This is a genomic window from Anabaena sp. PCC 7108 (genome assembly GCF_000332135.1).
Classification (GTDB): domain Bacteria; phylum Cyanobacteriota; class Cyanobacteriia; order Cyanobacteriales; family Nostocaceae; genus Anabaena.
This window is the reverse complement of sequence record NZ_KB235896.1, coordinates 3,003,381-3,022,675: the sequence shown is the minus strand read 5'-3', so window position 1 is coordinate 3,022,675 and position 19,295 is coordinate 3,003,381. Positions and strand designations below refer to the sequence as shown.

The 19,295-nt window shown below is 38.7% G+C and carries 16 protein-coding genes; 10 read left to right on the top strand and 6 right to left on the bottom strand.

What is annotated here, in order from left to right:
* The first annotated feature begins 3 nt into the window (after nt 1-3).
* The 3 genes from ANA7108_RS0114290 (at nt 4) to ANA7108_RS0114280 (ending at nt 2,073) form a co-directional block, all read left to right on the top strand.
* The gene (locus ANA7108_RS0114290) at nt 4-240 is read left to right on the top strand and encodes a UPF0175 family protein (RefSeq protein WP_016951478.1); all 237 of its coding nucleotides are present in this window, start codon (nt 4-6) and stop codon (nt 238-240) included.
* A 113-nt stretch (nt 241-353) separates the two neighbouring features.
* Nucleotides 354-680 (top strand): low molecular weight protein tyrosine phosphatase family protein, encoded by a 327-nt coding sequence (locus ANA7108_RS0114285; protein WP_016951477.1) that lies wholly within the window; start codon nt 354-356, stop codon nt 678-680.
* A gap of 193 nt (nt 681-873) precedes the next feature.
* Nucleotides 874-2,073, top strand: a complete 1,200-nt coding sequence (locus ANA7108_RS0114280; RefSeq protein ID WP_016951476.1) for a response regulator — start codon at nt 874-876, stop codon at nt 2,071-2,073.
* A gap of 1 nt (nt 2,074) precedes the next feature.
* On the opposite strand, the gene ANA7108_RS0114275 is transcribed toward ANA7108_RS0114280, so the two are convergent.
* Together ANA7108_RS0114275 and ANA7108_RS0114270 are read right to left on the bottom strand one after the other, a co-directional pair.
* Nucleotides 2,075-3,238 (bottom strand): hybrid sensor histidine kinase/response regulator, encoded by a 1,164-nt coding sequence (locus ANA7108_RS0114275; protein WP_016951475.1) that lies wholly within the window; start codon nt 3,236-3,238, stop codon nt 2,075-2,077.
* Between the two features lie 25 nt (nt 3,239-3,263).
* Nucleotides 3,264-4,769 (bottom strand): response regulator, encoded by a 1,506-nt coding sequence (locus ANA7108_RS0114270; RefSeq protein WP_016951474.1) that lies wholly within the window; start codon nt 4,767-4,769, stop codon nt 3,264-3,266.
* 317 nt (nt 4,770-5,086) lie between these two features.
* On the opposite strand from ANA7108_RS0114270, the gene ANA7108_RS0114260 reads away from it, so the two are divergent.
* The 5 genes from ANA7108_RS0114260 (at nt 5,087) to ANA7108_RS0114240 (ending at nt 12,736) form a co-directional block, all read left to right on the top strand.
* Nucleotides 5,087-5,467 carry a response regulator gene (locus tag ANA7108_RS0114260; RefSeq protein WP_016951472.1) on the top strand — a complete coding sequence of 127 codons (381 nt, stop codon included), beginning with the start codon at nt 5,087-5,089 and terminating at the stop codon, nt 5,465-5,467.
* Nucleotides 5,468-5,558: 91 nt separating this feature from the next.
* Nucleotides 5,559-6,626 carry a bifunctional diguanylate cyclase/phosphodiesterase gene (locus ANA7108_RS0114255; protein ID WP_016951471.1) on the top strand — a complete coding sequence of 356 codons (1,068 nt, stop codon included), beginning with the start codon at nt 5,559-5,561 and terminating at the stop codon, nt 6,624-6,626.
* 68 nt (nt 6,627-6,694) lie between these two features.
* The gene (locus ANA7108_RS0114250) at nt 6,695-10,264 is read left to right on the top strand and encodes a response regulator (protein WP_016951470.1); all 3,570 of its coding nucleotides are present in this window, start codon (nt 6,695-6,697) and stop codon (nt 10,262-10,264) included.
* A 45-nt stretch (nt 10,265-10,309) separates the two neighbouring features.
* Nucleotides 10,310-11,050 carry an RNA methyltransferase gene (locus tag ANA7108_RS0114245; protein ID WP_016951469.1) on the top strand — a complete coding sequence of 247 codons (741 nt, stop codon included), beginning with the start codon at nt 10,310-10,312 and terminating at the stop codon, nt 11,048-11,050.
* A 108-nt stretch (nt 11,051-11,158) separates the two neighbouring features.
* On the top strand, nt 11,159-12,736 hold the full coding sequence (locus tag ANA7108_RS0114240; protein ID WP_016951468.1) for a serine hydrolase: 1,578 nt from the start codon (nt 11,159-11,161) through the stop codon (nt 12,734-12,736).
* 64 nt (nt 12,737-12,800) lie between these two features.
* On the opposite strand, the gene dprA is transcribed toward ANA7108_RS0114240, so the two are convergent.
* The 4 genes from dprA to ANA7108_RS0114220 form a co-directional block, all read right to left on the bottom strand.
* A complete protein-coding gene (gene dprA, locus ANA7108_RS0114235; protein ID WP_016951467.1) occupies nt 12,801-13,925 on the bottom strand; it encodes a DNA-processing protein DprA in 1,125 nt (374 codons plus the stop codon).
* A gap of 18 nt (nt 13,926-13,943) precedes the next feature.
* Complete coding sequence (locus ANA7108_RS0114230) at nt 13,944-14,504, bottom strand: peroxiredoxin (protein WP_016951466.1); 561 nt, start codon at nt 14,502-14,504, stop codon at nt 13,944-13,946.
* A gap of 36 nt (nt 14,505-14,540) precedes the next feature.
* Nucleotides 14,541-15,197: a DUF2301 domain-containing membrane protein gene (locus ANA7108_RS0114225; RefSeq protein WP_016951465.1), complete on the bottom strand. Its 657-nt coding sequence runs from the start codon at nt 15,195-15,197 to the stop codon at nt 14,541-14,543.
* 442 nt (nt 15,198-15,639) lie between these two features.
* Nucleotides 15,640-16,437 carry an S-adenosyl-l-methionine hydroxide adenosyltransferase family protein gene (locus tag ANA7108_RS0114220; protein WP_016951464.1) on the bottom strand — a complete coding sequence of 266 codons (798 nt, stop codon included), beginning with the start codon at nt 16,435-16,437 and terminating at the stop codon, nt 15,640-15,642.
* Between the two features lie 125 nt (nt 16,438-16,562).
* Here ANA7108_RS0114220 and ANA7108_RS30520 point away from each other — a divergent pair, with 125 nt between their 5' ends.
* The gene (locus ANA7108_RS30520) at nt 16,563-16,718 is read left to right on the top strand and encodes a hypothetical protein (RefSeq protein ID WP_016951463.1); all 156 of its coding nucleotides are present in this window, start codon (nt 16,563-16,565) and stop codon (nt 16,716-16,718) included.
* 519 nt (nt 16,719-17,237) lie between these two features.
* Nucleotides 17,238-18,809: a Na+/H+ antiporter gene (locus tag ANA7108_RS0114210; protein ID WP_016951462.1), complete on the top strand. Its 1,572-nt coding sequence runs from the start codon at nt 17,238-17,240 to the stop codon at nt 18,807-18,809.
* The last annotated feature ends 486 nt before the right edge of the window (nt 18,810-19,295 follow it).

Genomic DNA, 19,295 nt, shown 5'->3' with positions numbered 1-19,295 from the left:
CTTATGACTTCCATTAATTTACAATTATCATCTGATTTGATTAACGAAGGTGAGCAAGCAATTCGTAAAGAATTAGCTTTACAATTGTATGAGCAAAATATCTTTACCTTTGGACAAGCGCGACGTTTAGCTAATTTATCTGTTTGGGAATTTCAGCAACTTTTAGGAACAAGAAAAATTGAACGACATTATAGTGAAGTTGATTTATTGGAAGATGTCAAGACTATTATTGAATCCTAACTAATTGATATAGAATTTCCTAGTTGGTGAAGTACAAAATCATCTGCGTTTATCTCCGTCCATCTGCGTTTAATTATTACAGCTTGTACCTCATGTGAATCAGGGCTATATAAATGAAAAAGCTATTATTCCTCTGTAGCCAAAATAAACTCCGCAGCCCTACCGCTGAAGCTGTATTCTGTGAATATCCAGGATTAGAAGTAGAATCCGCAGGTTTAGACAGAACCGCCCAAATCCCAGTCTCTACAGAAGCTATAGAATGGGCTGATATCATCTTTGTGATGGAAAAGTCCCATAAAAGCAAACTATCTAAGAACTTCCAACCCTTTCTCAAAGGTAAAAGGGTAATTTGTTTAGATATCCCTGATGAATATGAATATATGCAAGCAGATTTAATTGAGCTATTAAAGCGTAAGGTTTTGCCACTATTGGGAACATAATAGGTGTTTATGTCCCTACCTTTTAACTGGAATATTTATTAAGTATTGTTTCCACAACTTCTCCACAATGTTGGTCTAAATTAGAACTGTAAAGGTACTGCGGTCATTCCTGGAGTTAGTTGATTTGCTTTGAATCGACCATCGCTAACCGTAGTCATCATTATCCTAATTAACTTTTTAATTGAGACAAGAGATGAATAATCTAAAAATTATAGAATCTGGTAGGTGTTTTCAAGAATTACAAATTTGTACACAACTGCAATATAACGGACAGTTAAATATTAGGAATTCAGAAGGAAAAAAATGGATTTTCTATTATCGTCTAGGACAGCTAGTTTGGGCAACAGGAGGAAATCATCCATCTCGACGGTTACGGAGAAATTTAGCTAAATATTGCCCCTATCTTGATATTAGTAGATTAAACTTAGCTCCTGAAAACACATCAATAGATCATTGGGATTATCACTTTTTAGAAAATCTGCGTCAAGGAAATAAAATTAAATCTGAACAAATTAACGCTATTGTAGAAAATACAATATCTGAGCTTTTATTTGATTTAGCCCAACAAGCAAATTATACCTCTCTAACTTGCGAAAAAAATCAAAGTGTTATCTTAGAAGCACCAATTAATTCCACAACTGCAAATATGTTTCTTAAACAAATGCAAGATTTCTGGAATAGTTGGTCACAAGCTGGGTTAGCAAATTTCTCTCCTGACTTAGCACCAGTGCTGGTAAAACCAGAAGAACTGAGAAAGCAAGTAAGTCCATCAGTATACAAAAATTTTGAGACTTTTCTTAACGGCAAACATACGCTATGGGATTTATCTGTGAAAATGAAACAGAGCGTTTTGAAAATTACCAATTCCTTGCTTCCCTACATTAATCAAGGAATAACAGCACTAGTAGAAGTCCCCGACTTGCCGTTACTAGTTATGAAATTTAAAAACAACTATGTCAGTAACCAAAAATTAAATAAATCTCATGCTCCATTAATAGCTTGTATTGATGATAGCCCTCAAGTTTGTCAAATATTAGGGAGAATTATCACCTCAAACGACATGAGGTTTATGAAAATTGAAGATCCTTTACAAGCTCTACCAATTTTAATTCAGAATAAGCCAGACTTCATTTTTCTAGATTTGATTATGCCAGGAATGAATGGTTATGAACTCTGTGCAACTTTACGACGAACTTCTTTGTTTGCTAAAACACCTATAGTCATCTTAACAGGAAGTGATGGTGTTTTTGATAGAGTTCGGTCTAAAGTTTTTGGTGCTACAGATTTTATGAATAAATCCGTAGCTACAGATCAATTACTGAAGGTAGTAGCTAAATATTTAGGTACTGCACCAACCATAGATAATCTGTCTAATTTGGCATTTTGTTCTTAAATTAGGCGTTATCAATTGCCATTCCTGGATAACGGGGTAGAGATACAATAATCTTTGTCCCTATTTTTTCTTTACTCTCCAATGAAATCTTGCCTTGATGAACTTCTACACATTTTTTTACCACTGCCAGTCCTAAACCAGTGCCTTTAATATTACCTACATTGCTAGAGCGGTAGAATGGTTCAAACAAGTATGGTTGATTTTCCAATGGAATTCCCATTCCTTGATCTCGAATTTGGAAAATAGTCTTGTGATTTTGACATTCTAAATCAAGATAAACTGGCTCTCCAGGATAAGAATACTTAATAGCATTAGAGAGTAAATTATTAAGTATTCGCTGGAGTATGGTTAAATCCATTTCTGCCAGAGTAGAGTCTGCCAAGCAAGTAAAACATATCTGATTTTGATTACCTAGACTATATTTTAGAGTGTCAATGAGTTCCTGACAAAATTCCTTCAAGTTAACTGATATAGGTTTATACTGCATTTTCCCCACTTCAATACTGCCGATGAGAAGTATCTCATCCAATAAAGAAAGCAGGTTATCAACAGCAGTATTAATCTTGTTAACGTAACGATTGATTGTCTGAGGATTAGGGATTTGTCCACCACATTCGAGTAATCCGGCAAAACCTTGAATACTAGTAAGTGGATTGCGGAAATCATGGGAAATCATCGACACAAATTCTGACTTGAGACGGTTAAGTTCTTGCTCTTGTTTTAAAGCTGTTATTGCTTTGGCTTTCGCTTGTTGGAGTTCAATTTGCATTCGTCGCAAACTTAATTGATTCTCAATTCGAGCCAGCACTTCTTCTACCTGAAAAGGCTTGGTAATATAGTCTACTGCCCCAACTTGAAAAGCTTTAACTTTATCTATTGTTTCGCTGAGGGCGCTGAGAAAAATTACGGGAATTTCCTGAGTTTGCTGATCTAATTTTAAATGTTGACAAACCTCATAGCCATTGATATTGGGCATATTAATATCTAAGAGGATAATATCTGGAGGCTCGATTTCAACTGCCTTGAGTGCGATCGCACCGCTGTTAGCACAACGTACCTCATACCCCTGTTCTTCCAGCATACTGGAAAGTAAATGTAAATTGTTTGGTGTATCGTCAACAATAAGAATGTTACCTTTACCTGAATCAATCTGAAAGTTGTTCATAATTAACGACTACAAGTTAATCTATCTAAATCTGATTTCTGATAGTGCGGATGCGCTGGAGACGATTTACAATTCTGATTAAGAGTTCCTGAACGACAATTGGTTTTGTGAGATAGTCATCAGCACCTTTCATAAAAGCTTGCTGTAAAGTCCCTACATCAGTACAGCCAGTCAAAAACAGGATGGGTAGCCAGTTCCAATCATGATTTTGACGTACAGACTCACATAAATGCAAGCCTTCATTTCCACTAGGTATATTGACATCAAGAATCAAAAAATCTGGGCGCGTCAAATTCAATGTTTTCCAAAAATCATGGGGATTATCTAAACAAGTTAATTGCACCCCCAAAGGTTCTAGCAAAGTTCTGAGCCTGATCAAAATTTGTAGATCATCATCAACTACGAGAATTTTGGCATTAATTGGCTCAAATAAATGAGCAGTATCGGATTGATTCTGGACATCAATTACTGCTTGAATTTTTCCTTCTAGTTGCTGGCGTAAATTAATAACCAAAGGCTCTAATTTCTGAGCTAAATTCTGTAGGTAACTGTCATTAAACTGCGATTTTTGTTGTAATTCCGATTCAAATAAAACTTCGATTTGCCGAGATACATAACTCCCCTGCTCAAAACCAAACATACCCAAAGAACCTGCCAACTTATGAGCATTTTGAATAACTTTTGTATATAAATTTTCATCGAAAATACCCAATTTCAGAGATGGAATCACTTCCTCGATCATACTTAAGCGTTCAAAAGTTAAGTTTTTGGTACTCTGCCATATTTCGGCAATAGAGTTATCTAAGGTTTCTTGTTTAACTTCACTAACAACCGGTTGATGATGACTAGATGAACTAAAAGCAGGATTAATCCTATATCCTTGTCCATAAACTGTTTCCAGCAAATCAACCGCACCAACGGCTTTTAACTGACGACGAATATTTTTAATGTGGGATCTAACCGTAGATTCATTAGGTGGTTCAGCATCAAATGCCCATAAATGATCAACAATATCTCTACCACTGTAAACCCGTTTTTGATTGCGGAGAAACAACTCCACCAACAGGTACTCTTTACGACTGAATTGCAGCACCTGTCCCCGGTAACTTACCTCATGCATATTCGAGTCCAAATGTAGCTCACCACACATAAGTATAGGAGAACTAGAAGTGCTACCACGACGGATTAAGGCACGGATTCTAGCCGCAAGTTCTTGAACATTAAACGGTTTAACAACATAATCATCTGCTCCACTATCTAGTCCTACCAGTTTATCAGTCGTGGTATCACGAGCTGTCAACAGCATCACCAAAACAGGATTTTTCTGCTCTCTCAAACGACGGCAAAAGCTGATACCATCCAACTTAGGCAGCATCACATCTAACAAAACCAGATCATACTGAAAACCTTCGACCAACTCCCAACCAGACTCACCATCCTTTGCTATGTCTACAACATAGTTCTGCTCCCGTAGCAGCCTTGTCAAAACTCCTACTATGCTTTCATCATCATCTACTAGTAGAATCCTCATAATTAAAAATTAAAAAAGCGTGAGCTTTCCAGAGATTGGGAATAGGTTGTTTTGATTCTGTGAAATTGGCTGATTTATTTGGCGTTGCTCCCATTGCGGGATGATTTGAGAATCTGCATCAATATATAATCACCGCGTCTGGAGTGTCCCCGCATCCCCGCGTCCCCGCGTCCCCGCATCTGGAGTGTCTCCGCATCCCCGCGTCAGCCTCAATCATCCCCTTATTCAGCAACGCCATTTATTTTTGGGAGTTCCCTAACTTACTGCCATATAGTTTAGCTTTATACTCTAGTTGACAACGAAACTGATAAAAGCCCATGAACACAAAAAAAGTTTTGGTGATAGATGATGAAGATGATATTCGGGAAGTGGCAAAAATTAGCCTAGAAATCATGGCAGGATTAGAAGTGATTTTGGCTAGAACTAGCAGCGAAGGACTAGAAAAAGCTGAAAATGAGCAACCTGATGCAATTTTGCTGGATGTAATGCTGCCAGATATGGACGGGTTAATGACATTTCAAAAACTCCAGTCTAACCCAGCAACAAAGCATATTCCCGTGATTCTACTCACTGCCAAAGTTCAAGCCTCAGATCAACGCCGCTTTGCTGATTTGGCTGTCAAAGCCATGATTGCTAAACCCTTTAAACCAGCTCAATTAGCTGAACAGTTGTTAGTAGCTTTAGGCTGGAAAAAATGAAATTGGTGTTGCTACTCCACATATTTTCCATAATTGCTCTCTATTCTTATTAACTATTAGCCTACTACTTTGTCAAGACAAAGTATCAAATATGACTACTAATCAGTTGTTAAAGCTGCAATCTGGGAACATTAATACCCCAAACTTGAACGATGAAATGTTCTTGGATATCAGTCATGAGTTGCGTACCCCGTTGACTGTCATCCAAGTAGCCCTAGAACTTTTAAGCTGTGGTAAGTTAGGTACTTTGTCTCAACAGGAACAACGGTTGGTAGAGATTGCTGCTAACAATGCCGAACGGCTGATGAAATTAACGAATGCTATTGAGCGAGAACCAGAAGCTCAAACCACATTCCTCTCTGGGGAAGAACTAGCTCAACTCCGATTAGAACGAGATATGAAATTGGCTATAGCTCAGGACGAGTTTAAGCTTTGTTATCAGCCAATTGTTTGCATAAAAAATGGGCAAATTTTAGGTTTTGAAGCTTTAATCCGTTGGCAACATCCTACTCTGGGATTAATATCTCCTGATAAATTTATACCTTTAGCAGAGAAAAGTGGCTTAATTATCGAAATTGACGCATGGGTTTTACAAGCAGCTTGTCGTCAACTCCGCAACTGGCAACGGCAATTTCCTAATTACTTTGATTCTCTTACAGTCAGCGTCAATCTTTCTAGCCAACAATTAGCACTTCCTAATTTAGTTGCACAGGTCAAGCATATCTTACAAGACGCTGGTTTGCAGTCTCAAAACTTAGTCCTAGAAATTACTGAGACAGCTATGGTAGAAAATGCAGTTACTGCCAAACAAACACTAGAAAATCTGCGGAAACTAGGAGTGCGGATATATATTGATGATTTTGGTACTGGCTATTCTTCTCTGAGCCGACTTTATGAACTGCCACTTGATGTATTAAAGATTGACCGTTCTTTCGTCCAAAAACTAGATTTATCAACCGGAAAGCACGTAGTTCGGGCAATTATCAACCTAGCCCATGACTTAGGAATTGAAGTGATTGCCGAGGGAGTAGAAACCGTTGAACAAATTTTAAAACTTCAGTTACTTGGTTGTACTAAAGGACAAGGGTATTTCTTTGCCAAGCCTCTAGAAAATCATGAAGCTACAGATTTACTCTGGAAATTGGCAGTTAATACCTAATAGCAATCTAACTATTTCAAGCAAGATGAACAACATTAAAATCTTCTTGATCCAGAATAAAAATAATTATGAGTCAGCAAAATTCGCAATTTTTAGCAAATATATTAGTAGTTGATGATAATCCTGTAAATTTAATTTTACTATCTAAAGTCTTGTCTAATTATGGTTATAAGGTGCGGTCTGCACCCGATGCAGAAATGGCACTAATGTCAGTTCAGGCTAAGTTACCCGATCTGATTTTGTTGGATATTATGATGTCTGATATGAATGGCTATGAACTTTGCCAAAGGCTGAAAGAAAACGAATATAGCCGTGATGTACCTATTATTTTTATTAGTGCTTTAGATGAACCTTTAGATAAAGTAAAATCATTTACAGTGGGTGGTGCTGATTACATTAGCAAACCCTTTCAAACTGAGGAAGTAATAGTCAGAGTTGAAAATCAACTGCGAATTAGATATTTACAAAATAAATTAGTTGCTAAAAATGAAGAGTTGCTCAAAAAAACTCAAGCATTAGCTGATTTTAGTTCTAGTTTAAAGCAATTAGATCGGATCAATATGACCGATTTTAACAATGCTGAAGAACTTTTTGCAGACTATTTAGCCGCAGGTTGTCAAGTCCTTCGGTTTTCAGCAGGGGCTGTTGGTCGAATAGATCATAAAACTTATTCATTTCTGGCTGTAAAATCTAATTTTGATTCCTTAGTTCCTGGGTTAAAAATTAAACTTTCAGATGCTTATTGCGGTCAGGTAGTTGAGCAAAATGAAACTGTTACTTTCGACAATGTAGGGCAAATAGAAGAGATGAATTGCCATCCAGCCTACCAAAACTTCAAAATAGAGTCCTATATTGGCACTCCCATTTGGGTTGATGGCAATATCTATGGTACACTTTGCTTTTTTTCCACAGATGTTAGAAGTGAGAAATTTGCCAGCCATGAACGCGAAATTATTGAATTAATGGCTCAAAGTATTGGTAAGTTTATTAGTGCTAATCAAACAGAGATAAAACGCCAGCAAGCAGAAACAGAACGCAAACGTCAGCAAACGGCTTTACAGCTAATTTTTGAAGGTACAGCTTCAAAAACTGGGAGTAAATTCTTTCGTTCATTGGTTCGTTATTTAGCAGAAATTTTACAAGTTCGCTATGCTTTTGTGACCAGATTTGTAGATTCTGCAAAAACTAGAGTTTGTACATTAGCATTCTGGCAAGGAGAAGACTTTGGTGAGGATTTTGAGTATGACTTGGTAGGAACTCCCTGTCAACAAATATTATCGGAAACAATAGTCTATTATCCTCATAGTATCCAGTCTTTTTTTCCTGATCATGAACATCTTGGAAAGTTGGAAGTAGAAAGTTACTTGGCTATCCCACTGAATGATTCTACGGGAAATATTCTGGGACATTTAAAGGTTTTGGATACTAAGCCAATGGTGAAAAACCAGACCAATGAACTCATTTTAGAAATTTTTGCAGCTAGGGCAGGAGCAGAGCTAGAAAGGCAATTATTTGAGGATGCTTTAAAGAAAAATATAGAACAGCAACGAGCAACATTGCAAGTAGTTGAACAGATGCGGCGGACTTTAGATATTGAACAAATTTTCCGCGCCACGACACAAGAATTAAGACAATTATTAAAGTGTGATCGTGTTGCTATTTACCGCTTCAATCCAGACTGGAGTGGAGAATTTGTGGCTGAATCTGTAGGTAGTGGATGGATTGCTCTGTGGCAAGAACAAAGTAATTATTCTAAAATAGCGGAAAATGTGACTTTAAATGATCGATGTACTGTCAGGAATTTTGATAGAAGAAAGTTACCTAGAACAGCACCAAATAATAATACCAATAACTTATTACAAGATACTTATCTCCAAGAAACAAAAGGTGGTCGTTATAATCAAGGCACAAATTATCGAGTTGTAGAAGACATATATCAAGCTGGATTTGAAGATTGTTATCTGCAACTTTTACAAAAATTTCAAGCTAGATCCTATACTACTGTACCGATTTTTCAGTCAGGCAAATTGTGGGGATTGTTGGCAGTGTATCAAAATTCTAGTCCCCGGCAATGGAAACAAAACGAAATTGATCTTGTTGTTAATATTAGTAACCAGTTAGGAATAGCCCTTTATCAAGCCGAATTATTTACTCAGATTCAACAGCAATCTGTAGAACTAGAAAAAGCCAAAGATGCGGCTGAATCCGCGAATCGGGCTAAAAGTGAATTTCTTTCCAACATGAGTCATGAACTGCGAACTCCACTGAATGCCATTTTAGGCTTCTCTCAAGTTATGAGCCGTGATGTCTCTCTTAATTCAAAAAATCAGGGGTATCTGGACATTATCAACCGCAGTGGGCAACACCTACTAGAACTGATTAATGACGTGCTGGAAATGTCCAAGATTGAAGCAGGTAGAATTACACTCAATCCCACCAGTTTTGATTTATATTCCTTGCTAAATAGTCTAGAAGATTTATTACGTCTGAAATCCACAGCCAAGAGGTTAAAACTCATTTTTGATCGCGCTGCCGATGTTCCCCAATACATCACAACTGATGAAGTTAAACTCCGCCAGATTTTATTAAACTTGTTGGGAAATGCGATTAAATTTACGCAACAAGGGCTAGTAACACTGCGAATTAGAGCCGGGGAAAGGGTAGACAAGGTTTCTGCTATTTTGCTGTTTGAAGTAGAAGATACGGGAGTTGGCATTGCATCAGAAGATATCAAGCGGTTATTTACCCCTTTTGTGCAAACGAGAATTGCTCAATCCCATGAAGGCACAGGATTAGGATTAGCCATTAGCCAAAAATTTGTCAAGCTGATGGCAGGTGAGATTGCAGTTGAGAGTGTGGTGAATCAAGGGAGTATATTTCGCTTCACTGTTGAGGTTAATTGTGCTGAAAAAGTAACTGTTCCTGCCCAATTACCAAACCGTCGTGTGATTCACTTAGCGCCTAATCAACCCGTTTATCGGTTACTGGTGGTGGAAAACCAATGGGAGAGTAAAAAACTTTTAGTAGAGTTGCTTAGTCCTCTGGGGTTTGAGGTGTATGAAGCAGCTAATGGTCAGGAGGGAGTCGAATTGTGGAAGCGCTACCAACCCCATCTGATATTTATGGATATGCAGATGCCTGTGATGGATGGTTATGAAGCAACTCGGCAGATTCGGGCTGCCCAGAGGCAAAATTCAGAGTCTGTGGAGAGTTATTGCAAGATTATTGCTTTGACTGCCAGTGTTTTTGAAGAACAGCGAACTGGGATTCTATCTATAGGTTGTGATGATTTTATTCACAAGCCTTTTCAAGAAGAATTCCTATTAAATAAGCTGGCTGAACATTTGGGAGTTCGCTATATTTATGCAGAAAAAGCGGAAGATATGGGCGGAAAAATGCCAGATTCTTCATTATGTACCCTTTCTCCTTCATGCTTACAGATTATGCCTGATGAATGGATTATGCAGCTACAGAGGGCGGCAAGTAAATGCAGCAAACGTCAAACTGTTAACTTGATAGCTCAAGTTCCGGCTGTTCATGCTAACTTGGCTAAGGCTTTAACAGATTTAGTTCAGGATTTTGACTTTGAGAAGATTGTGCAGTTATGTGTTGAGTATTTACCAAGACAGTTAAAATAGTACCAAGGATGCTCGGTGGTGGTATCCAACGGTAGGAGGCAAAGTATGGGTGGGGCTGGAATCAGAATTGTATTAGTAGAGCCAGCAGGACCCTTAAATTTAGGTTCAATTGCCAGAGTGATGAAAAATTTTGGCTTATGTAATTTAGTATTGGTAAATCCACAGTGCGATCGCTATGATGATGATGCCTTAAAGATGGCAGTTCATGCTCAGGAGATTTTAGAATCTGCGGTTATAGTAGAGACATTACCACAAGCATTGCAGGGATGTGTCCGCGCGATCGCTACCATTGGCCGTGATTACAGTGGAGAAATCCCCCAAGAAAGCCCTCGCACTGCCTTACCTTGGTTATTAGCAGAACCAGAACAGCCCGTAGCTTTAATTTTTGGCAGAGAAGACCGAGGATTAAGCAATGAGGAATTAAATTATGCCCAAAAGTTAATTTTCATCCCCACGAGTCCCAATTATCCATCCCTGAATTTGGCTACCGCTGTGGCTATTTGTTGTTACGAATTGTCTCAATTAGCAGAAGTAGTCGTCACTCAGAAGCTACCTCCTACAGAAATAGCACCCTTGGATGTCCTGGAACCTTACTACCAAGAATTAGAATCTCTACTCTTATCCATAGGTTATCTCTATCCCCATACTGCCGCTAGTCGAATGGAAAAATTTCGTTATTTATACAATCGCGCTCACATCAAAACTGCTGAAGTCGCTATGCTGCGGGGGATTTTGCGACAAGTAGAATGGGCAATCAACAATCGTATTCAACCAGAAAAATTGTAATTAATGGCTGAATATCTACGCAATCATCACCCAAAAGGATTAATATGACTTACACTAAACAAAAAAAAGCTACTTAGTTCCACAACAGCGATCTGAGTATCAAGGTGCATGAATAGTCAATTTTGGGTCGAACGTTTACAACAAACAAAGTCGAGTGGGTCACAAGGAGTAGCTGTGTCAGAATCAAGTGACAAACTAATAGCTGTCTCACGACGGCAACCTAGAGAGCGTCGTCGCCGTCCTCGCCCAGTCCAAAAGGCAGTACCAAAACCAGTCAAGAACCAGCAACAGGCTACCAATCGAGGCGAATCTGTGGCAATAACACGCCTAAATAATAGTATCAGTCCGCCTACACTTCCGACTGGGGGGCGAAGACCTCCTTCCAAGGTAGTAATGCCGTCAGCGGTGAAACCCATCCCCAAGGGTAAGATGGCTCAACCAGGTACTGTCAAGTTTAAAACAGTGCGTGTTAAAAAACAAGGAAAGCCAAAAATAGACCGACGCAGCTCCCGGAAGACGCAGCTAAAGCCAATGGCCAGAACGATATTGTATTCGTTGCGGTTGTTGATTGTTGGAGTTGGACTCGGTGCAATTGTCGGTACGCTGTTGTCAGTTTTAGATCCTGCTAATCGCATCACTATAGCCCCTGCTTCCCCATCTCAGACTAATGGGCAATCTCAAACACAATCTAATTCTTCTGTCACAACTCCCAGCCTATACCTATCCCAAGAAATAATCCCTTTGAAAACATCTGTCCAGAATCTGGCAACAGCATCGCCAAATCTGACTCCTGGGGTGTTTATAGTGGATTTGGATACAGGGGCTTATGTAGATATTAATAGCAATGCTAGTTTTTCTGCGGCCAGCACGATTAAAGTGCCAATTTTAATTGCTCTTTTTCAGGATGTAGATGCGGGAAAAATCCGTCTGGATGAAATGCTGACTCTGCAACAAGAGATGATTGCAGGTGGTTCTGGAACTTTAAAGTCTAACCGTGTCGGTACTCAATACACAACGCTGGAAATCGCTACAAAAATGATTACTATCAGCGATAACACAGCGACAAATATGCTCATTGCTAGACTGGGAGGTAAGGATGTACTGAATGAGCGTTTTCGCACTTGGGGATTGACCACTACAATGATTCGTAATTCACTCCCGGATTTGCAAGGAACAAATACCACCAGTCCCAGAGAATTGGGAAATTTGATCTTTATGATCAATCAGGGAAATATTGTGAGTATGCGATCGCGTGATCTGATGTTAAATATTATGAGTCGCACAGAGAGAGATAATCTCTTACCCTCTGGTTTAGGACAAGGCTCGAGAGCATACCATAAAACAGGTGATATTGCCACCATGTTGGCAGATGCCGGTTTGATTGATATCCCCTCTGGTAAGCGCTACATAGCTACAGTTATGGTACAACGCCCGACTAACGATCCTCGCGCTGAAAAACTGATCAGTTCCATCTCTGCTGCTGCTTACCAACAATTTAGTCAAAGTGCTGTCACTCCTCGCACTCCCACAAATAATCTACCTACCACTAATTTTCAAGTACCTGTACAACCTTTTATTCAACCCCAAGTAATGAATCCTGTTGTCCCTAATGGGATGGTTAATAATGTGCCTATGGGTACTTATCAAGCCCCTGTGATGACTCCACAATATTATCCACCACAATGAATTCGTAATTCGTAATTCGTAATTCGTAATTCGTAGTTCGTAATTCGTAATTCGTAATTCGTAATTACCAGTTTTCTTTGAGTTTTTGATATCGCATTCCTGGTAATTGCGATACTAAACCCATGAGTTCTAATTGTAATAAAGAACTAGAAACTAAAGCAGCATTCATACCTGTTTTTTGAATAATAAAATCAAAGGATAAAGCATCAATAGCTAAGGTATCTATTACCTGTTGCAATTCTGGTGATAAATCAGGTACAGGAGTCGATTTAACTATGGGTATTTCTACATCTATTTGGGGAATTGCTCCCAGCATGATTAATAATTCACTCAGTTCTTGATTTATTAAACCCGCACCTTGACTAATTAATTTTAAACAACCTTGTGATGGTTGATCATCAACTCTTCCCGGTAAAGCGTAAACATCTCGACAAAATTCATTCGCATAAGTTGCTGTAATTAATGCACCTGATTTTATCGGTGCTTCCATTACTAATACCGCCCGACTTAAACCGGCAATAATGCGATTGCGACGGGGAAAATGGGTGCGGTTAGGTGCAGTTTTGGCAGGATATTCACTAATTACTATTCCAGATGTCAAAATCTGTTTATATAAATCTCGATTTTTATGGGGATAAATAACATCTACACCTGTTCCCACAACTGCTATTGTTCTTCCTCCCGCTTTCATTGCTGCTGAATGACTTTCGGTGTCTATTCCTTCGGCCATTCCCGAAACAACGGTAAAACCATTTTTTGCTAAAGCGGTACTAATTTGACGAGTCCATTTAATTCCGTATTCTGTAGGTTGACGAGTTCCCACAATTCCCACTAAGGGTTTTTGTCCTGAATTTTCCTGTAAATCAACTTCACCCCGATAATATAAAAGTGGTGGTGGACTGGGGATTTCTCGCAGCAATTGGGGATATTCTGCGTCTGCTGGTGTCCAAAAATTGGGATTTGTTTGTTGGTGTTTGGTAAGTAGTTCTTCTGGATTTAAACGGTTTCTCTGTTGGACGACTTTTTCTAATGTTTGAAATCCAAAACCTTCAACTTTTCGCAATTCCCCAGGACTAGCTTTCCAAGCAGTTTCTAAATTACCAAAATGCTGTTGTAATCGTTGCAGTAATATTGGACCAATTCCAGAAAGTTGCGACCAAGCTAACCAATATTTACGTTCTTCTGTCACTTGTCTATCTCATATTGATTACTGGTTTTTTGAAAGCCACTCAATTACTTGTTCCGCATTTTTATCAGGTGGAAATACAGGATAAAACACTTTTTCAATTTTCCCATTGCAGAGAATTAGTGTTAATCTTTTGATCAAAGTCATCGACTCTATTTCAAAAGTTGGTAATTTTAAGGCTTTTGTAAAAGCTAATTTCCAATCACTCAATAATTCAAAGGGGAGGTGAAGCCTTCTAACGACCTCTTGTTGATATTCTGTATTTTGGGTGCTAAGACCAAAAACCTTGGTTCCAAGTGTTTGTAAATCTTGATAATGGTCTCTAAACGCGCAGGATTGTGGTGTACATCCCCTAGCTCCCGGAATGTCATTCCAACCCTGAGGTAAATCTTGATCTGGTCTGCCAGTGCGTGGATAACAGTATACAACAGTTCTTGCACTTAGGCTGGCTAAATCCACTATTTTTCCTGTCGTTGACATCAAGGGAACAGAAGAAATTTGCATTCCCAAAAGATGGTTACAAGTCCCATCATCAACTGGTGGTAAAAGATTTTGGGGTAATTTATAGAGATTATCTGTCATTGTTATGGAATTGGTTAAATCAGGATTTTGTCTAATTTAAACTTTCGCTTCACGTTGATTTTCTAAATAATCAAATACAGATTTATCCCCAATATCATCAGGAATATTTTGGATTGTTTTCCGCAATGCAAAGACTAGAAATAAAATCGCCCAAATTCCTAATAAAACCTGTTCGGCTTGAGTTGATAAAATTCCTGTTAAATGTCCTAATAAAAGTAAGGGAACAAGGGGAGTTAAGATTTTAGTTTCTAAACGATGAAAGCAAAAACCTTCTTTGAAGAAAATACCTGTTAACGCGGCAAAGGTAAAACCAATCCCAAATATAGTTAAGGGTTGATTGTAAATCGTTATTGCAAAAGGCTGACTATCAAAATGTCCGAAAATAAAAGCGGAAATGCTACCAATGATCCAGAAAAGCTGTAAGATTTGGTGCAGCAATTTCATATATATGTGAATAGTTAATAAACTGACACCAAGTGCAAGACTAAAACAGGTGTAAAGTGGGGTAATGGCTTGGATAGCAGCAGATTGAGGATAAAATAAGGCTAACCCGCTACCAATGGCAAAACTAACAGCAGCGACCATTAAACCTGTACGATAGATAATCACACCTGTGCGATCGCTCTTGGTAATTGTAAAATCCCCAAACTGTCCTTGATATACTTCTGGCGCAGATAATGGTTGTGTAGTCATATTCAATAATGGATCATATTTTCAACAGGCTTATATAGCTATTCTAGCTCATTTGAGATGTTTTCTTCAGATGCTAATTTTTGAGTAATTATCACGATATGATACCAAGTGATTATTTGTTTATTTTAACGTTTTAATTGTCTGAATTAGGATGTCCAGGATTTGAGGATTTACAGGATTTTTTTGTCTGAATATTATTAACAACCCCTTGACAATTTTCTAGTTTGGGTTATGATTAAATTATCATAGCAATCTGTGTCGGCATATAAGGTCAGTTTGACAATTTCCTCAGACGGTATTAGATGGTATTTTGTGTCTAAATCAGGATTTTTACAAAAAAGAAAACCAACCACAATTAAACATCCTGTAAATCCTTTAATCCTGGATATCCTGATTCTGACGTTCTTATTGAATCAATATCCTCTAACACTCATAGTATAAATTAGCAAGATTGCAAAAACAAGACGTGTAGGGTATCTTGCCAATTAATCTGCAATTGCATATATGCATTACCGCTATTAATCGCAATTTCTACCCAACCGTGACTACCAACTAAAGCTAAAGCTTCCTGGTTTTGTACATCACTGTAGGTTTCACATCCTGGCATTGTTAAATTTGCTACTTTTACACTCCAGGTTTTCCCTTGTACATAACTGCCGGGAATGTTGCTAACTAAATTGCCAAAATGGTCTATATATTGAATGCAGCCTGTTACACCTGTAGCTGTCTCGAAGCATTCACCAATATCTAATTTTACTAAAGTTGTAGGATTGATTTCCCTTCCTAATTCTTGCAAAGATACACCATTTGCTAGATGCGCTGCTACTGGTGCAAAGATATCTCTACCGTGAAAAGTGCTGCTAGGTTGGGATGTGCGCCAATAGTTAAGATTTGTAAGCTCTACTGCTTTAATAACCTGATTTTTGCTGGTTATACCACTAAAAATGCCGTTATCGGGGCCGATAAGAAAACCTTGAGCTAATTGTAATGCGATCGCTCTCCTTTGACTACCCACACCCGGATCGACAACTGCTAAATGGACTGTACCAACGGGGAAATAAGGATAGGCATTCATCAAGCAAAATCTGGCTGCGGCTAAGTTTTGAGGAGGAATCTGGTGCGTCAAGTCCACTAACTTCAAACCTGGATTAATTTGGGAAATTACTCCCTTCATTACCGCAACATAAACATCGTTGTCGCCAAAATCGCTCAATAAAGTCAGAATTTTTGGTTGACTCATTTGCTGATCAAACAAAGCTTGACTATTAATATATATTTCAATATAATTTTCTGTAACAACAGTTACAAAACTTGTGTTATGTTACAGTTGCATGACGTAAAAATCAACATAAAGGAGTTATTGCTATGAGTAGAGATAGACTACAAACAGTTCAAAAAGCCGAAGAAGCGCACAGACAGAATATTCAGAAAAGTCTAGAACATCGCTTGGAAGTCGCTAAAGCCAAATCCGACGAAAAGCTGATTCGTCAGTTGGAAGCAGAGATGGCGACTTATAGTTAATATTAAATATTCAATGTTCATAGTTTTGTTGTGTGTTAACCTGCGTAAGCGGGTTTTTTATTGATCTTTTTTTGATCACCCCGAGTCGCTTCAGTTGCGTACCAAGTACAGACACAAAGAGGTGATACAGCGGTTTCCACTCTTATGAAGTACATCTTAGCCCCCTCATCGCTTGCGGGGGTTGGGGGTGGGGTTCTTGTACTTCATAACACCGGGAAGTGCTGTAATAGCAAGGTTGATTCTAAGTAGAGTAAGGTAAATGAAAGGTTTGTAGTTAGGGATTGAGTCCTAACTTAAGAGCCAATGTCCAAATTTGCTACCTCACTTAACATGGTTTGATTTATTTTCGCTTACCTGACTTGAAAATAAGACCCCAGCCCTAACCCCTCCCCGCTGTTTCGTGGAGGGGAATAAGAAGTTTTTTTTCATGTGTTCTGGTGTACGCAGTTCATGATGGCTACTTAGTAAATAACTCTATTTTCATTGATGCTAAATATTTTATTCCACTGGAAGACTATGATGACATTAGATCCTGCCATGGGTGATGTCATAATTGCTGAACAACTCAAGCAATTTCTACTAGTACTCTCTGTCTCTTTAGGTGTAGCAACACTACCACAAATTTTTAGTTGGTTGCGTCGCATCCCTTACACACTTCTGCTGGTCATTGTGGGATTAGGGTTAGCATTCGTAAATGTGCGGTTGGTAAATCTCTCCCCGGAATTGATTCTTGTGATTTTCCTACCACCATTACTGTTTGAAGCTGCTTGGAATTTAAAGTGGTCAAACTTACAGCGGGATTTGTTACCTATTTGTCTGTATGCAGTAATTGGGGTGGTAATTTCTATTGCCGGAGTAGCACTCGCTCTTCATCAATTCGCTGGACTTGAACTGAGTATTGCGCTATTAGTTGGAGCTAGTCTATCAGCAACTGATCCAGTTTCGGTAACAGCTCTGTTTCGGGAACTAGGAGCAAGCAAACGTCTAACAACATTAATGGAAGGAGAAAGTTTATTTAATGATGGCATGGCCGTTGTCGCTTTTGGGTTACTAGTTGCTCTGCCGTTAGGTAATGCCAAACTGGACTTACAGTCTGCGTTATTGGAATTTTGTCAGGTAGTAGGCATTGGTATGGCTGTTGGAGGACTAAGTGGGTTTGGTATTTCCTACCTCACACAACGTTTCGACTTACCATTAGTAGAACAGTCTCTCACCTTAGTTTCTGCCTATAGCACTTACTTAATTACAGAACATTTAGGTGGTTCTGGAGTCATTGGAGTAGTGACCACAGCCTTAATTTTAGGCAACTTTGGCTCGCGCATTGGCATGAATCCGCGCACACGGATTATTGTGACTGAATTTTGGGAATTTCTAGCTTTTTTTGTGAATTCGATTGTTTTTCTCTTAATTGGCGATCAAATTCGCTTTGCCGTTTTAGGAGATAATCTAACAACTATTGCAGTCACAATCGCAGCCATGATTGTGGCACGGGCAGTATCTATTTATTCCTTAAGCAGTCTCAGTAACTGGTTGGCTAAATCCGAAATTCTTTTATCTGAACAAACTGTATTAACGTGGGGTGGGCTACGCGGGTCTGTCTCCATTGCCCTAGCTTTGAGTGTCCCAGTCATACTTCCTCACAGAGAAGAAATTATTGCTACAGTATTTGGAGTAGTTTTATTTACACTATTAGTACAGGGTTTAACCATCCAACCATTGTTAGAAAAACTACAACTGTTAGGTTCTCAACCGCTACGTCAAAAATATACGGAAGCAATTGCCCGTCAAGTTGCTCTCCAAAGGGCGCTGGAATATTTAGAAACATCACAAAAGCGTCCGGGAATTCAGCCAGAGTTTTATCGCTACCAGAAGACGCTGCTTTCAGGAGAAATTACGCTTTTACAAGAAAAAATTGACAAGTTACTGGATGAATACCCAAATTTGCTGGAATTTACAACCGCAGAACTGCGAGGAGAACTACTGGCAATTGAAGCTGATACCTATGCTGAGTTTGTCCGTGCAGGTAGGTTAAATAAAGAACTGTCACCTTTTTTACAAACAATCTATGACCGAGCTATTGAAGATGAATAAGAAAATAGGGTTAATCAACAGTAACAGGACTTAGCAACTGGCACATTGGTAGGGTGCGTCAGACTGCATAAATCTGGTAAATAAACAGATACTTGATATCTGACGCACCATACAACAGATTTTTGGTGTGACACTTGCGTAAGTCCTAAGTAAGCTAAAAGCTAACAATGATTAACCGACTTCTTTAGATAAGGTGCGTCAGACTGCATAAATCCTGCAAATAAACAGATACTTGATATCTGACGCACCCTACAACAGATTTTTGGTGTGACACTTGGGTAAGTCCTATAAATAAACAGATTCTTGATATCTGACGCACCATACAACAGATTTTTGGTGTGACACTTGCGTAAGTCCTAAGTAAGCTAAAAGCTAACAATGATTAACCGACTTCTTTAGATAAGGTGCGTCAGACTGCATAAATCCTGCAAATAAACAGATACTTGATATCTGACGCACCCTACAATGGATTTTTTGTGTGACACT

Excerpts from the sequence above, each read along its gene's own strand:
- ANA7108_RS0114240 (WP_016951468.1), top strand. The coding sequence starts at position 11,159 with ATGAATAGTCAATTTTGGGTCGAACGTTTACAACAAACAAAGTCGAGT.
- ANA7108_RS0114225 (WP_016951465.1), bottom strand. The coding sequence starts at position 15,197 with ATGACTACACAACCATTATCTGCGCCAGAAGTATATCAAGGACAGTTT.
- ANA7108_RS0114250 (WP_016951470.1), top strand. The coding sequence starts at position 6,695 with ATGAGTCAGCAAAATTCGCAATTTTTAGCAAATATATTAGTAGTTGAT.
- ANA7108_RS0114245 (WP_016951469.1), top strand. The coding sequence starts at position 10,310 with ATGGGTGGGGCTGGAATCAGAATTGTATTAGTAGAGCCAGCAGGACCC.
- ANA7108_RS0114270 (WP_016951474.1), bottom strand. The coding sequence starts at position 4,769 with ATGAGGATTCTACTAGTAGATGATGATGAAAGCATAGTAGGAGTTTTG.
- ANA7108_RS0114285 (WP_016951477.1), top strand. The coding sequence starts at position 354 with ATGAAAAAGCTATTATTCCTCTGTAGCCAAAATAAACTCCGCAGCCCT.
- ANA7108_RS30520 (WP_016951463.1), top strand. The coding sequence starts at position 16,563 with ATGAGTAGAGATAGACTACAAACAGTTCAAAAAGCCGAAGAAGCGCAC.
- ANA7108_RS0114280 (WP_016951476.1), top strand. The coding sequence starts at position 874 with ATGAATAATCTAAAAATTATAGAATCTGGTAGGTGTTTTCAAGAATTA.
- ANA7108_RS0114230 (WP_016951466.1), bottom strand. The coding sequence starts at position 14,504 with ATGACAGATAATCTCTATAAATTACCCCAAAATCTTTTACCACCAGTT.
- ANA7108_RS0114290 (WP_016951478.1), top strand. The coding sequence starts at position 4 with ATGACTTCCATTAATTTACAATTATCATCTGATTTGATTAACGAAGGT.
- ANA7108_RS0114220 (WP_016951464.1), bottom strand. The coding sequence starts at position 16,437 with ATGAGTCAACCAAAAATTCTGACTTTATTGAGCGATTTTGGCGACAAC.
- ANA7108_RS0114255 (WP_016951471.1), top strand. The coding sequence starts at position 5,559 with ATGACTACTAATCAGTTGTTAAAGCTGCAATCTGGGAACATTAATACC.
- ANA7108_RS0114275 (WP_016951475.1), bottom strand. The coding sequence starts at position 3,238 with ATGAACAACTTTCAGATTGATTCAGGTAAAGGTAACATTCTTATTGTT.
- ANA7108_RS0114210 (WP_016951462.1), top strand. The coding sequence starts at position 17,238 with ATGACATTAGATCCTGCCATGGGTGATGTCATAATTGCTGAACAACTC.
- ANA7108_RS0114260 (WP_016951472.1), top strand. The coding sequence starts at position 5,087 with ATGAACACAAAAAAAGTTTTGGTGATAGATGATGAAGATGATATTCGG.